General features: G+C 36.4%; 17 protein-coding genes. 12 read left to right on the plus strand and 5 right to left on the minus strand.

What is annotated here, in order from left to right:
* Nucleotides 1-19: 19 nt before the first annotated feature.
* Together MHH42_RS05975 and MHH42_RS05980 are read right to left on the minus strand one after the other, a co-directional pair.
* The gene (locus MHH42_RS05975; RefSeq protein ID WP_016108015.1) at nt 20-865 is read right to left on the minus strand and encodes a TylF/MycF family methyltransferase; all 846 of its coding nucleotides are present in this window, start codon (nt 863-865) and stop codon (nt 20-22) included.
* A 122-nt stretch (nt 866-987) separates the two neighbouring features.
* A complete protein-coding gene (locus MHH42_RS05980) occupies nt 988-1,839 on the minus strand; it encodes a BclA C-terminal domain-containing protein (RefSeq protein WP_340892998.1) in 852 nt (283 codons plus the stop codon).
* Between the two features lie 165 nt (nt 1,840-2,004).
* Here MHH42_RS05980 and MHH42_RS05985 point away from each other — a divergent pair, with 165 nt between their 5' ends.
* The 10 genes from MHH42_RS05985 (at nt 2,005) to MHH42_RS06030 (ending at nt 10,030) form a co-directional block, all read left to right on the plus strand.
* On the plus strand, nt 2,005-3,102 hold the full coding sequence (locus MHH42_RS05985; RefSeq protein WP_033668570.1) for a glycosyltransferase: 1,098 nt from the start codon (nt 2,005-2,007) through the stop codon (nt 3,100-3,102).
* 154 nt (nt 3,103-3,256) lie between these two features.
* Nucleotides 3,257-3,946: a class I SAM-dependent methyltransferase gene (locus tag MHH42_RS05990; protein ID WP_001078421.1), complete on the plus strand. Its 690-nt coding sequence runs from the start codon at nt 3,257-3,259 to the stop codon at nt 3,944-3,946.
* A complete protein-coding gene (locus MHH42_RS05995; RefSeq protein WP_001271193.1) occupies nt 3,943-4,629 on the plus strand; it encodes a glycosyltransferase family protein in 687 nt (228 codons plus the stop codon). Before MHH42_RS05990 ends, MHH42_RS05995 begins: the two co-directional genes overlap by 4 nt.
* 12 nt (nt 4,630-4,641) lie before the next feature.
* Nucleotides 4,642-5,322, plus strand: coding sequence for a glycosyltransferase family protein (locus MHH42_RS06000; RefSeq protein ID WP_070172870.1), 681 nt, complete (start codon nt 4,642-4,644; stop codon nt 5,320-5,322).
* Nucleotides 5,323-5,336: 14 nt separating this feature from the next.
* A complete protein-coding gene (locus MHH42_RS06005; RefSeq protein WP_000676183.1) occupies nt 5,337-6,074 on the plus strand; it encodes a sugar phosphate nucleotidyltransferase in 738 nt (245 codons plus the stop codon).
* Nucleotides 6,075-6,082: 8 nt separating this feature from the next.
* On the plus strand, nt 6,083-6,628 hold the full coding sequence (gene rfbC, locus MHH42_RS06010) for a dTDP-4-dehydrorhamnose 3,5-epimerase (protein WP_000869430.1): 546 nt from the start codon (nt 6,083-6,085) through the stop codon (nt 6,626-6,628).
* A gap of 15 nt (nt 6,629-6,643) precedes the next feature.
* Nucleotides 6,644-7,615 (plus strand): dTDP-glucose 4,6-dehydratase, encoded by a 972-nt coding sequence (gene rfbB, locus MHH42_RS06015; protein WP_001024154.1) that lies wholly within the window; start codon nt 6,644-6,646, stop codon nt 7,613-7,615.
* 11 nt (nt 7,616-7,626) lie between these two features.
* Nucleotides 7,627-8,481: a dTDP-4-dehydrorhamnose reductase gene (rfbD, locus tag MHH42_RS06020; protein WP_000664678.1), complete on the plus strand. Its 855-nt coding sequence runs from the start codon at nt 7,627-7,629 to the stop codon at nt 8,479-8,481.
* 108 nt (nt 8,482-8,589) lie between these two features.
* On the plus strand, nt 8,590-9,360 hold the full coding sequence (gene fabI, locus MHH42_RS06025; protein WP_000421885.1) for an enoyl-ACP reductase FabI: 771 nt from the start codon (nt 8,590-8,592) through the stop codon (nt 9,358-9,360).
* A 142-nt stretch (nt 9,361-9,502) separates the two neighbouring features.
* Nucleotides 9,503-10,030: a spore coat CotO family protein gene (locus MHH42_RS06030; protein ID WP_081339527.1), complete on the plus strand. Its 528-nt coding sequence runs from the start codon at nt 9,503-9,505 to the stop codon at nt 10,028-10,030.
* 55 nt (nt 10,031-10,085) lie between these two features.
* On the opposite strand, the gene MHH42_RS06035 is transcribed toward MHH42_RS06030, so the two are convergent.
* Nucleotides 10,086-10,544, minus strand: coding sequence for a CotY/CotZ family spore coat protein (locus tag MHH42_RS06035; RefSeq protein WP_070172872.1), 459 nt, complete (start codon nt 10,542-10,544; stop codon nt 10,086-10,088).
* Nucleotides 10,545-10,669: 125 nt separating this feature from the next.
* On the opposite strand from MHH42_RS06035, the gene MHH42_RS06040 reads away from it, so the two are divergent.
* Entirely contained in the window at nt 10,670-11,029 is a 360-nt protein-coding gene (locus tag MHH42_RS06040) for a DUF1360 domain-containing protein (RefSeq protein WP_070172873.1), read from the plus strand.
* A 101-nt stretch (nt 11,030-11,130) separates the two neighbouring features.
* A complete protein-coding gene (locus MHH42_RS06045; RefSeq protein WP_070173007.1) occupies nt 11,131-11,313 on the plus strand; it encodes a cytochrome C oxidase subunit III in 183 nt (60 codons plus the stop codon).
* A 77-nt stretch (nt 11,314-11,390) separates the two neighbouring features.
* On the opposite strand, the gene exsF is transcribed toward MHH42_RS06045, so the two are convergent.
* Nucleotides 11,391-11,894, minus strand: a complete 504-nt coding sequence (gene exsF / locus MHH42_RS06050) for an exosporium protein ExsF (RefSeq protein WP_070172874.1) — start codon at nt 11,892-11,894, stop codon at nt 11,391-11,393.
* Between the two features lie 167 nt (nt 11,895-12,061).
* The gene (cotY, locus tag MHH42_RS06055) at nt 12,062-12,532 is read right to left on the minus strand and encodes a spore coat protein CotY (protein ID WP_070172875.1); all 471 of its coding nucleotides are present in this window, start codon (nt 12,530-12,532) and stop codon (nt 12,062-12,064) included.
* Nucleotides 12,533-12,609 lie beyond the last annotated feature (77 nt).

Below are 12,609 nucleotides of genomic sequence, written 5' to 3' on the forward strand. Positions count from 1 at the left end.
CTTATAATCAAAATTTCTCTTATTCTTTTCGCCAATATACACCAAAGATATCAATTTTAGTAATAGGAGCTTTTAAGTTTCTTTGATTTCTAAAGTCCGTCACAGCTTCTGCACAAGCTGGTAGTCCATAGTCATCAATAATAATATAGCCACCTGTTGAAACTTTATCGTATAAGTTCACGAGACCATCCATCGTAGATTCATACATATCCCCATCAAGTCGTGCAATTGCAATCTTTTCTATTGGTGCTGTTGGTAAAGTATCTTTAAACCAGCCTTTTAAAAATTTTACTTGATCATTTAATAAATCATATTTTTTAAAGTTTTCTTGTACTTGTTCTAAAGAAACACGTAAATAATCGAATGTGTGTAAATAATCACCGTAGTCTTTCGGATATTGTTCTAAATTTGGTGCTGGCAAACCTTCAAATGAATCTGCAACCCAAATATTACGATTCGTAATGTTATTGGCTTGTAAAAAGCCATTCATAAAAATGCAAGAGCCTCCGCGCCATACACCTGTTTCGATAAAATCTCCTTCTATATTTTCACGAACAACGGTTTCCATTGCCTCATGTAACTGATTCATACGTTCTCGGCCAATCATACTATGTGCTGCTCTTGGCCAATCCAGTCCATCATGACGTTCACTTTTTGAAACATCTGGCTTTACAATTTTTAAGTTGTGATTTTCGGCATATTGCTTAATGAATAAAGGGAGTGGTACGGTAACTGGCTCGAATTGAAGTTCTTTTGATATATGTAGAGATGCAGGTAAGTACTCCTCATATTCTAACCATATTTCAAATAAAATTGTCTTCTTTAGCAATTCGAGATAAAGCTGAACAGCGGATTTATTTTCCATATTTATGCCTCCTGAAAAATGTCATACAACAATATGATTATGTAGATAGCAAAGATTTCATGATTGAATTCGAAATAGAAAAAGCAGTAAAACCAATATCAGTTTTACTGCTAAGTAAAAGATTAAGCGATTTTCTCAATAATAATAGATGCACTTGTACCAAGAGCTAGAGATAATCCAATTCCAGTAACAACTGCTTCAACCATTGATGGAGTTATTGTAATTTGTGTAATTGCTTGGATAACGATAGGTGCGCCAATTGAGATTAAGCTTGTGCCTGCACCTGGTACAGTAACACCATTAACTTGAATTGCAAGGCTACCTAATAAACTTACTGCTGCAGTATATGCGATAACAGTAATTTTATAGAATCCAGTTTCACTTATGATGAAAGTATCAGCGTCCAATTGAGAAATTGCAGTACCAAACTGAGATCCAACCGTGTTAAACGGTACAGGATCATTAATTCCAAGAGCTAAAGAAACTGTAGCAGAGTTAAATGCATACAATCCTGCTGGAAGTCCTAATCCAGATGGCCCAGTAGGTCCAGTCGGCCCAGTAGGTCCAGTCGGCCCAGTAGGTCCAGTTGCGCCAGTGGATCCAGTTGGCCCAGTAGGTCCAGTCGGCCCAGTTGGCCCAGTCGGTCCAGTTGCACCAGTACCTCCAGTAGGTCCAGTCGCGCCAGTTGTACCAGTGCCTCCAGTCGGCCCAGTAGGTCCAGTTGGCCCAGTAGGTCCAGTCGGCCCAGTAGGTCCAGTTGGCCCAGTAGGTCCAGTAGGTCCAGTAGGTCCAGTCGGCCCAGTAGGTACGGTCGGTCCAGTAGGTCCAGTCGGCCCAGTAGGTCCAGTTGGCCCGGTTGGAAGTGTAAACGGTGGTATTGGTGGTAAAGTTGGACCTACAAGATTAGGATCAAATGCACTAGCTGATAATGATTCATCAGGATTTAAGCCATCTGAATAATTATTATTTGACATAAATTCACCTCCATAAAGCTTTCATTATATAGTAGATGCAAAATCGCAAGAAAATGACACGGACATTTGAATTATTGAAAAGAAATCTAAAATAACTTGAACAATATAAAAATGTGGAAAGTTTCGCGTTTGTATAACATATGATTGAGTTGGAAGAAGGTGATTATATTGAACAAGCAAGGCATTACAATTAGTTTATGTATGATAGTCCGAGATGAGGAAAAGACAATAGCTCGATGTTTGGATGGGGTTGAAGAAATTGTTGATGAAATTGTAGTAGTTGATACAGGTTCTGTTGATCGAACGAAAGAAATTGTAGAGAAATATACTCCTAATATATATGATTTTCAGTGGATTGATGATTTTTCGGCGGCTAGAAATTTTGCTTTTTCAAAAGCGACGCAACAGTATATATTATGGCTAGATGCAGATGACGTATTATTAGAAGATGCTCAAGAAGCATTGAAACAATTAAAGGGCCAATTAGATTCTAATGTGGATGCTGTTTCGATGCCTTATCACCTCGTAATGGACTCTAACGGGAAGCCTTTATATTGCACAAGAAGGTATCGGCTTGTAAAGCGCGAAAAACAGTTTCAATGGTTTGGTAAAGTACATGAGTATTTAGCGGTTTCCGGTGAAATTTTTAATAGCAACATTGCTATTACACATAAAAAGGAAAAAGAAGTAACGGATCGTAATTTGAAAATTTTTCAAAATGCTGTAGCAGCTGGAGAAGAATTGAGTCCGAGAGATTTGTTTTATTATGCAAATGAATCTATGGATAATCAAAAATACAATGATGCGGTTCTTTTATATGAAACATTTCTGAATCAAGATGAAGGATGGTATGAAGAGAAAATCTATGCATGTGGTAAGTTAGGGGATTGTTATGCGAAGCTCGGACTGTGGGAGAAAGCAGTTGAGGCTTGTGCAAAATCGTTTCGGTACGATGTTCCTAGAGGAGAGAATTGTACAAGAATAGGATATATATATATGGATCAACAAAAGTATAATGAAGCGATATTTTGGTTTAAATTAGCAACGGAAGTGCCGCTGGCAAAGGAAAGTCCGTTTCACAGTCCAGCTAGCTACACATGGCTTCCTTATTTACAAATGTGTATTTGCTACAGCAAGTTAGGGGAGCAAGACAAAGCTTATTATTACAATGAATTAGCAGCTTCTTATGTTCCGAATAATGCTGCAATCGAGTATAACCGTAAATATTTTCGAGGTGTTTTTGATAAACAATATAAGGTGTAATGCATGCTATTTTTAGGAAATAACTTGTCACGATTCTAATAATGATAGATTGGCTATATATTAGAGTATCGGCAGGGATGGTATTGGTTATAAAGTGTATTTTGTTCATATGAGATGTATATTTCAAATTCAATTTACATAAGGAGCGTGTGAAATGAATCGGGAAAAAAGTTCTTTATATGAAGAAAAATCTGATTTTTATTATAATGCAGCGAATCCAAATTTATTAAAGCATATAAAAAAGGAATGGAAAGAAGTTCTTGATATTGGCTGCTCGAGCGGTGCATTAGGAGCGGCTATAAAAGAAAATGGTACACGTGTATCAGGAATTGAGGCATTTTCAGAAGCAGCGGAAAAAGCAAAAGAAAAGCTAGATCATGTTGTTTTAGGCGATATAGAGACAATGGATATGCCGTATGAGGAGGGCCAATTTGATTGCGTCATATTTGGTGACGTATTAGAGCATTTGTTTGATCCATGGGCTGTGGTAGAAAAAGTGAAACCATATATAAAACAAAATGGTGTGATTTTAGCTAGTATACCGAACGTTGCTCACATCTCGGTGTTAGCCCCCTTACTCGCTGGAAACTGGACGTATACAGAGTATGGTCTGTTAGATAAAACGCATATTCGTTTCTTTACTTTTAATGAAATGTTAAGACTGTTTTTAAAAGCAGGATATTCAATTAGTAAAGTAGATCGTGTATATGTTGATCATAAAATATATGAGCCACTTATTGAAGAGTTATATGGAATTTGTAAAAAGTATCGTCTTGGAAGTGGCTTCATGGCTGAGACGGTTGTATTTCAATATATTATTGAAGCAGAAAAATCACAATTATGAGTGCGGCAGACAAAACAATATTATTTGTTACATGTATAAATGATCGGAAATTGTATGCACAATGTGCGCGACATATATTGAAATTGGCAGTACCTCCTGGGTATACTATACAATTCATGCCGATTCGAAATGCAAAAAGCATGACGAGCGGATACAATCAAGCCATTTCACATCCAGCGAAGTATAAAGTGTATTTACACCAAGATGTATTTATTATAAACGCAGCCTTTCTATACGGATTAATTCAATTATTTGAGGAACATGAACATCTTGGAATGATTGGGATGGTTGGATCGCAATATGTTCCTCCAACTGGTATATGGAACGAAGGGCGTGGGATTGTCGGGAAAGTCATTGGTTATATGAACGATTTGTTTTATATGGCAAGTTTAGAGCAACCATTTCATGAATCAAAGACGTTTATTCCTGTTGAATGTATTGACGGTTTGTTAATGGCAACACAATATGATATCCCGTGGCGAGAAGACTTATTTGACGGATTTGACTTTTATGATGTATCTCAATCATTTGAATTTAAAAAAGCAGGATATACAGTCGGTGTACCTGTACAGCGCGATGCTTGGTGTATTCATTATCATTTCGATGTGAATATGACAAACTATGAAAAATATAGAAAAGTATTTGTAGAAAACTATATGTCAGATGTGAATAAGGAAGAATAGAGGGGCTACAAAATGAAAGATCACACAATATTAGTCGTTGTTTGTGTAAATAATGAAAAGCTTTTCGAGCAATGCGAGAGGCAAATAAGAAACATTTTTGTTCCCCCTGGCTATGCTGTGCAAATTTTCCCGATACGAGATGCAAAAAGTATGGCAAGTGCATATAACCGTGCTCTTTCATTTCCAGCAAAGTATAAAGTATATATACATCAAGACACGTACCTTATTAATCGTGATATGTTTTATAATCTTATTTCTCTTTTTAAAGAAAATGAAAAACTTGGTTTAATTGGAGTCGCTGGTGCTCAGTTTTTACCGAGTAACGGGATATGGTGGGAAGGGAAAAATTTAGTGGGGAAAGTGATTGAGTATAGAAGACAGAATTATCAATTATTAAATTTAGATCAAGGGTTTTATGGAAATCAATCTTTTATGTCAGTGCAGGCAATCGATGGTTTACTCATGGCAACGCAGTATGATATTCCGTGGCGAGAAGATTTATTTCAAGGATTCCACTTTTATGACGTTTCACAGTCTTTAGAGTTTCAAAAGGCTGGCTATCTAATTGGTATCCCTAATCAAGCAAATTTATGGTGTATTCATTATAACGGAGATGAGTTTGATGCCGATACATACGAGAAGTATCGGAAAGTGTTTGTAGAACAGTATAAAGATATACTATCTCCATCATAAGGGAGAGATGTAGGATGAAAGGGATTATTTTAGCGGGCGGAACTGGATCGAGACTATATCCAATTACGAAAGTCACGAATAAACATTTGCTTCCTGTTGGACGGTATCCGATGATTTATCATGCAGTATATAAGCTAAAACAATGTGGGATTACAGATATTATGATAATTACAGGTAAAGAGCATATGGGGGATGTTGTTAGTTTTTTAGGAAGTGGCCACGAATTTGGCGTGTCTTTTACGTATCGGGTGCAAGATAAAGCGGGTGGGATTGCACAAGCTTTAGGTCTTTGTGAAGATTTCGTCGGAAATGATCGTATGGTAGTTATATTAGGAGATAATATTTTTTCAGATGATATTCATCCGTATGTTGAAGAGTTTACAAAGCAAAAAGAAGGTGCGAAAGTGCTATTGCAATCTGTAGAAGATCCTGAAAGGTTTGGTGTAGCGCATATTCAAAACCGAAAAATAATTGAAATTGAAGAAAAGCCGAAAGAGCCGAAAAGCTCTTATGCTGTTACGGGAATTTATTTGTATGATTCGAAAGTCTTTTCTTATATAAAAGAATTAAAACCTTCCGCAAGGGGAGAACTTGAAATTACAGATATAAATAATTGGTATTTAAAACGAGGAGTACTTACTTATAATGAAATGAGCGGTTGGTGGACGGATGCGGGAACTCATGCTTCTCTTCAAAGGGCGAATACGTTAGCACGGGATATGAACTTTGGGAAACAGTTTAACGGAGAATAGGTGAGAATATGAAAGTTGTAGAAACAAACTTTACCGATGCAAAATTGTTAGAACCGAGGTTATTTGGAGATGAGCGTGGCTTTTTTACTGAAAGTTATAATAAGAAGGTGCTAGAAACATTAGGGGTTACGTATTCATTTGTACAGGATAATGTTTCTTATTCAGCAGAAGCGGGAACAATTCGCGGATTACACTTTCAAAAAAATCCGAAAGCACAAACGAAACTTATTCAAGTTATGCAAGGAGCAATCTATGATGTTATCGTTGATTTGCGAAGAGATTCACCAACCTTTAAACAGTGGAGAGGATATATTTTAAGCGCAGATAACCACAGGCAATTATTAGTGCCAAAAGGATTTGCACATGGTTTTTGTACACTTGTCCCGCATACTATTGTTATGTATAAAGTAGATGAATATTATAGTGCTGATCATGACTCTGGTGTGCTTTGGAACGATAAAGAATTAGCGATTCCATGGCCAGTAACAAGTCCTATTTTGTCTGATAAAGATCGAATATTACCGTTACTTCAGGAATGTGAAGATAGCTTTTGAGTAGGAGAGTTGTTTATGAATATATTAGTAACAGGTGGGGCCGGATTTATTGGAAGTAACTTTGTCCATTACATGTTACAAAGCTATGAAACATATAAAATAATAAATTTCGATGCATTAACATATAGCGGAAATTTAAATAACGTAAAGTCTCTTCAAGATCATCCGAATTACTTTTTTGTAAAAGGGGAAATTCAAAATGGAGAGCTGCTGGAACATGTTATTAAGGAACGTGACGTGCAAGTAGTTGTAAATTTCGCAGCTGAATCACATGTAGATCGTAGCATTGAAGATCCGATCCCTTTTTATGATACAAACGTAATCGGGACAGTCACTTTATTAGAATTAGTGAAAAAGTATCCGCATATTAAGCTCGTACAAGTATCAACAGATGAAGTATATGGTTCTTTAGGGAAAACAGGAAAGTTTACTGAGGAAACCCCATTAGCTCCAAATAGTCCGTATTCTTCAAGTAAGGCGAGCGCGGACATGATAGCTTTATCTTATTATAAAACATATAAATTACCAGTTATAGTGACGCGTTGTTCCAATAACTATGGGCCGTATCAATATCCCGAAAAATTAATTCCATTAATGGTTACGAATGCGCTGGAAGGAAAAAAACTACCGTTATATGGTGATGGATTAAATGTAAGAGATTGGTTACATGTAAAGGATCATTGCAGTGCAATTGACATCGTTTTGCATAAGGGGCGTTTAGGAGAAGTATATAATATAGGCGGAAATAATGAAAAAACAAATGTAGATGTTGTGGAACAAATTATTACTCTCTTAGGTAAAACAGAAAAAGATATTGAATTTGTTACAGATCGTTTAGGTCATGATCGTCGTTATGCAATTGATGCACACAAAATGAAGAATGAGTTTGATTGGGAACCGCAGTATACGTTTGAACAAGGGCTAAAAGAAACAGTGGAATGGTATGAAAATCATATAGAATGGTGGAAACCACTAAAAGAAAAGTAAGGGGCATGAAAATGAAAGAGCGGGTTATCATAACAGGAGCAAATGGTCAGTTAGGAAAGCAACTGCAAGAAGAGTTAAGTCCTGAAGAATATGACATATATCCTTTTGATAAAAAGTTACTAGATGTAACAAACATATCCCGAGTTCAACAAGTGGTACAAGAGATAAGACCACATATAATCATTCATTGTGCCGCTTATACGAAGGTGGACCGTGCTGAGAAAGAACAAGATCTTGCTTATTTAATAAATGCAATAGGAGCTCGAAATGTAGCGGTTGCTTCACAATTAGTAGGGGCTAAGTTAGTTTACATTAGTACCGATTATGTATTTCAGGGCGCAAGACCGGATGGGTATGGGGAATTTCATAATCCAGCGCCGATAAATATATACGGGGCCTCTAAGTATGCGGGGGAGCAGTTCGTCAAAGAGTTACATAATAAATACTTTATCGTTCGTACATCGTGGCTGTATGGTAAATATGGAAGTAATTTTGTGAAAACGATGATGCGATTAGGTAAAGAAAAAGATGAAATAACCGTTGTAGCGGATCAAATTGGCTCTCCTACGTACGTGGCAGATTTAAATATGATGGTTAATAAGCTCATTCACACTTCTTTATACGGTACATATCACGTATCCAATAGAGGATCATGTTCTTGGTTTGAATTTGCACAAAAAATATTTTCTTATGCAAATATGAATGTGAATGTATTACCTGTTTCAACGGAAGAATTTGGATCGGAGGCTGCGAGGCCGAAATATTCTATCTTTCAACATAACATGCTAAGATTAAATGGTTTTTTACAAATGCCTTCTTGGGAAGAAGGATTAGAACGTTTTTTTATAGAAACAAAAAGTCATTAACAAATTTATGTTAATGACTTTTTTGTTTGCCTTTAAGCGGTTTTATGGTACTATAATTATAGTATCAGGTACTAATAACAAGTATAAGTATTTCTGGGAGGATATATCATGGAACTATTACAAGGGAAAACATTTGTTGTTATGGGCGTTGCGAACCAAAGAAGTATTGCATGGGGAATTGCTCGCTCTTTGCATAATGCAGGTGCAAAATTAATATTCACATATGCAGGAGAACGTTTAGAAAGAAATGTTCGTGAATTAGCGGACACATTAGAAGGACAAGAATCACTTGTATTACCTTGTGATGTAACGAATGATGAAGAACTTACAGCTTGCTTTGAAACGATTAAGCAAGAAGTTGGTACAATTCACGGTGTAGCACATTGTATTGCTTTTGCAAATCGTGACGATTTAAAAGGTGAATTTGTAGATACTTCTCGCGATGGATTTTTACTTGCACAAAATATTAGTGCATTCTCTTTAACAGCTGTAGCAAGAGAAGCGAAGAAAGTAATGACAGAAGGCGGAAATATTTTAACGTTAACATACCTTGGCGGTGAGCGCGTTGTGAAAAATTATAACGTTATGGGTGTTGCGAAAGCTTCATTAGAAGCGAGCGTAAAATATTTAGCAAACGATTTAGGCCAACATGGCATTCGTGTGAACGCTATTTCTGCAGGACCAATTCGTACGTTATCTGCGAAAGGTGTAGGTGATTTCAACTCAATCTTAAGAGAAATCGAGGAGCGCGCACCACTTCGTCGTACTACAACGCCAGAAGAGGTTGGAGATACAGCAGTATTCCTATTCAGTGATTTAGCACGCGGTGTAACAGGAGAAAATATTCACGTTGATTCAGGATATCATATTTTAGGATAAATATTGATTATAGTTTTTAAAGGACAGTCTCTAAACGTTGAGGCTGTCCTTTTTTATTGTTCTCAGAAAGAACGATTTTTAACGAAAGTTCTTGCCACGTTATGAATATAACTATAATAGTACACGATTTATTCAGCAACGTATGGAAGTGGGAGGGACGAGTGTGAAGAATAAAAATAAAAGTTCAACAGTTGGAAAACCGTTGTTATATATTGCACAAGTAAATTTGGAACTTGCTGCACCGAAAATAAAAAGAATTATATTAACGAATTTTGAAGATGAGGATCGAAAAGAGAAAAGTAATAGAAACGAAAATGTTGTAAGTAGTGCTGTGGAAGAGGTGATAGAACAAGAAGAGCAACAAATAGAAGAAATAGAAGAAGAGGAACAAGAGAAACAAGAAGAGCAAGAAGAACAACAGCAAGTGAGAACGGTCCCGCACAATAAATCATTTAAGGATATGAATAATGAAGAAAAAATTCATTTTTTATTAAATCGCCCTCATTACATTCCAAAAATAAGATGTAGGATAAAAACGACTACCGTCTCATATATAGGATCGATTATATCGTACCGTAATGGCATTGTATCCATTATGCCACCAAATAGTATGAGAGATGTTAGGTTATCTATAGAAGACATCAAATCGATTGATATGGCCGGCTTTTAAATATGTAAAGGTGGTAGAAAGCTTCTACCACCCCAATAGTTTTTTAGTTTACTTATTAAATAGTAACATCGCGTAAGCACTGAATAGCACAGAAACAGTTTAAATCAACAGTAATGCAAGTAGATGTCGATATTAATCTTGCATTTGGTACATTTAAAAACGTGCAGATAGGATCGTTATCAATTGGTACAGGGGATCCATCACCTAATACTACAGTTAACACACGTAGCACAGCACAGCTACCATCATCTACACTCTCAACACGGAAAATCGGAGAAGTACAGCTAGTAAGGCTTCCAGATGGTGCAAATGCTTCAAAAGGTGATCCAACTTTTGTGTATATAATAATAGGGCGTGTATTCGCTACTGCTGCAGTATTGTGTGCTCCTAAAAATGGAATTTCACAACCAGAACCACATGTTGAACTAGAGCAATCTTGTAATTCATTGATGAATTTTACAACGTCAACTACACAATGAGAAGAGCTATGGTGTTTATTTTCGTTACAACTCATTAATGTCACTCCTTATCTTCTTGTTTGTATTTACATTAATAAGATATTGGAGTCGGAGAGATTTGGTCACAATCTCAAGACCTTTTTTTTTAAATAGGCGAAAGAAGATAAGGGAAGGTGGATTCATGCTATTTACAAGCTGGCTTTTATTTTTTATTTTCGCGTTAGCTGCTTTTAGGCTCACTCGTTTAATTGTTTATGATAAAATTACAGCCTTTTTGCGAAGACCGTTTATTGATGAATTAGAGATTACGGAGCCGGATGGAAGCGTATCGACTTTTACAAAAGTAAAAGGTAAAGGATTAAGAAAATGGATTGGCGAATTATTAAGTTGTTATTGGTGTACAGGTGTATGGGTCAGTGCTTTTTTATTAGTTTTATATAATTGGATTCCTATCGTTGCAGAACCATTACTTGCATTATTAGCCATTGCAGGTGCAGCGGCAATAATTGAAACAATTACAGGATATTTTATAGAGGAATAATATATTTTCATAATACGAGAAAAAGCGGAGTTTAAAAGAATGAGGGAACGGAAATAAGAAGTTGTTCATATAGTAAATTGACAGATTTTAAAGTAGAGGAGATGTTTGCTGTGAGCAATAATCCAAGGCGAAATTCATATGACCTGCAGCAGTGGTATCACATACAGCAACAACACCAAGCACAACAGGCATATCAAGAACAATTACAACAACAAGGATTTGTGAAGAAAAAGGGATGTAATTGCGGGAAAAAGAAGAACATAATAAAACAATATGAAGAATGAAACACTCATGTTACTGTGAGTGTTTTTTATTATAAATATAAAAAGCGGTATTTCTGTATTAGAAATACCGCTTTTTACTAGCTAATTTGTGCAACTGTTAATGCTGCAGCACGGATGTCTACAGTTCCAAGCAATTCAACTGGTACAATTTGAATTAAGTCACCAGGGTTTAAGTTAATAAGAATAACACCACTGGATACGTCTACTTCACCAGTACCAATAACGTTAGAACGAACCGCTGTACCTGATCCAGGAATAATGTTAGCCGGCGTACCTAATGATAAGAAGAAACGACCAGCTTCTGGTGCAGCAGGAACGTTATCAAGACTAATCGTTAATGTATAACTGATTTGATAAATACCAGCTCGTAGAATTCGAATACCATCCCCGACACTTACTGTATCATTTATTACAGGAACAGTAACATTTGGGTTTGGACTTACACTAGGTAATAGTAATGGTGTAAATAGTGAAGCGAACTGTGGTGCAGAAGCGTTGAAAGCAAAACCGAAGGCAGGTAGTGTACTAGCTGGTTTCGCTTCGCAATCGATTTTAGTAAATTCGCAATCAGAAGAGAACATGTTTTTCACTCCTTTATCTGTTTCTACTTTCAGTTAATGAAAAGGACAGGTTCTATGTTCTAGACAAGTTCCCAATTTTATAAAAAATACATAATAATACCTTTTAAGCATGGATTGGGTGGCAGAATTCTCTGCCACCCAATCCATGCTTAAATTATTATTAAGTTTTAAATCGTAACATCACGCAAGCATTGAATAGCGCAGAAGCAACTTAAATCAACCGTTAGACAAGCAGGGGTCGATATTAATCTTGCATTTGGTACATTTAAAAACGTACAAATTGGATCGTTATCAATTGGTACAGGGGATCCATCACCTAATACTACAGTTAATGCACGTAACACAGCACAATCGTCATCATCAATGCTTTCAACGCGGAAAATTGGAGTTCTACAGCTAGTAAGACTTCCTGATGGTGCAAATGCTTCAAAAGGCTCTCCGGTTTTTGTGTATAAAATAAAAGGACGTGTATTCGCTACTGATGCAGTGTTATGTGCTCCTAAAAATGGAACTTCGCAACCAGATCCACATGTAGTGGTTGCGCATTCTTGTAATTCATGTATAAAACGAACGACATTAGATACACAGTTGAAATCAAAATCATGGTGATGATTATCTTCGTTGCAATTGCAGCTCATTATGTTCACTCCTTATCGTGAGTTCTGACATACACTATTACAATATGAACGGGATATGGTTGATATTACGTTAATTC

It is taken from the genome of Bacillus sp. FSL L8-0099, assembly GCF_038006385.1.
GTDB classification, from domain to species: Bacteria; Bacillota; Bacilli; order Bacillales; family Bacillaceae_G; genus Bacillus_A; species Bacillus_A toyonensis.

Excerpts from the sequence above, each read along its gene's own strand:
- MHH42_RS05975 (WP_016108015.1), bottom strand. The coding sequence starts at position 865 with ATGGAAAATAAATCCGCTGTTCAGCTTTATCTCGAATTGCTAAAGAAG.
- MHH42_RS05980 (WP_340892998.1), bottom strand. The coding sequence starts at position 1,839 with ATGTCAAATAATAATTATTCAGATGGCTTAAATCCTGATGAATCATTA.
- MHH42_RS05990 (WP_001078421.1), top strand. The coding sequence starts at position 3,257 with ATGAATCGGGAAAAAAGTTCTTTATATGAAGAAAAATCTGATTTTTAT.
- MHH42_RS05995 (WP_001271193.1), top strand. The coding sequence starts at position 3,943 with ATGAGTGCGGCAGACAAAACAATATTATTTGTTACATGTATAAATGAT.
- MHH42_RS06000 (WP_070172870.1), top strand. The coding sequence starts at position 4,642 with ATGAAAGATCACACAATATTAGTCGTTGTTTGTGTAAATAATGAAAAG.
- MHH42_RS06005 (WP_000676183.1), top strand. The coding sequence starts at position 5,337 with ATGAAAGGGATTATTTTAGCGGGCGGAACTGGATCGAGACTATATCCA.
- rfbC (WP_000869430.1), top strand. The coding sequence starts at position 6,083 with ATGAAAGTTGTAGAAACAAACTTTACCGATGCAAAATTGTTAGAACCG.
- rfbB (WP_001024154.1), top strand. The coding sequence starts at position 6,644 with ATGAATATATTAGTAACAGGTGGGGCCGGATTTATTGGAAGTAACTTT.
- rfbD (WP_000664678.1), top strand. The coding sequence starts at position 7,627 with ATGAAAGAGCGGGTTATCATAACAGGAGCAAATGGTCAGTTAGGAAAG.
- fabI (WP_000421885.1), top strand. The coding sequence starts at position 8,590 with ATGGAACTATTACAAGGGAAAACATTTGTTGTTATGGGCGTTGCGAAC.
- MHH42_RS06030 (WP_081339527.1), top strand. The coding sequence starts at position 9,503 with ATGGAAGTGGGAGGGACGAGTGTGAAGAATAAAAATAAAAGTTCAACA.
- MHH42_RS06035 (WP_070172872.1), bottom strand. The coding sequence starts at position 10,544 with ATGAGTTGTAACGAAAATAAACACCATAGCTCTTCTCATTGTGTAGTT.
- MHH42_RS06040 (WP_070172873.1), top strand. The coding sequence starts at position 10,670 with ATGCTATTTACAAGCTGGCTTTTATTTTTTATTTTCGCGTTAGCTGCT.
- MHH42_RS06045 (WP_070173007.1), top strand. The coding sequence starts at position 11,131 with ATGTTTGCTGTGAGCAATAATCCAAGGCGAAATTCATATGACCTGCAG.
- exsF (WP_070172874.1), bottom strand. The coding sequence starts at position 11,894 with ATGTTCTCTTCTGATTGCGAATTTACTAAAATCGATTGCGAAGCGAAA.
- cotY (WP_070172875.1), bottom strand. The coding sequence starts at position 12,532 with ATGAGCTGCAATTGCAACGAAGATAATCATCACCATGATTTTGATTTC.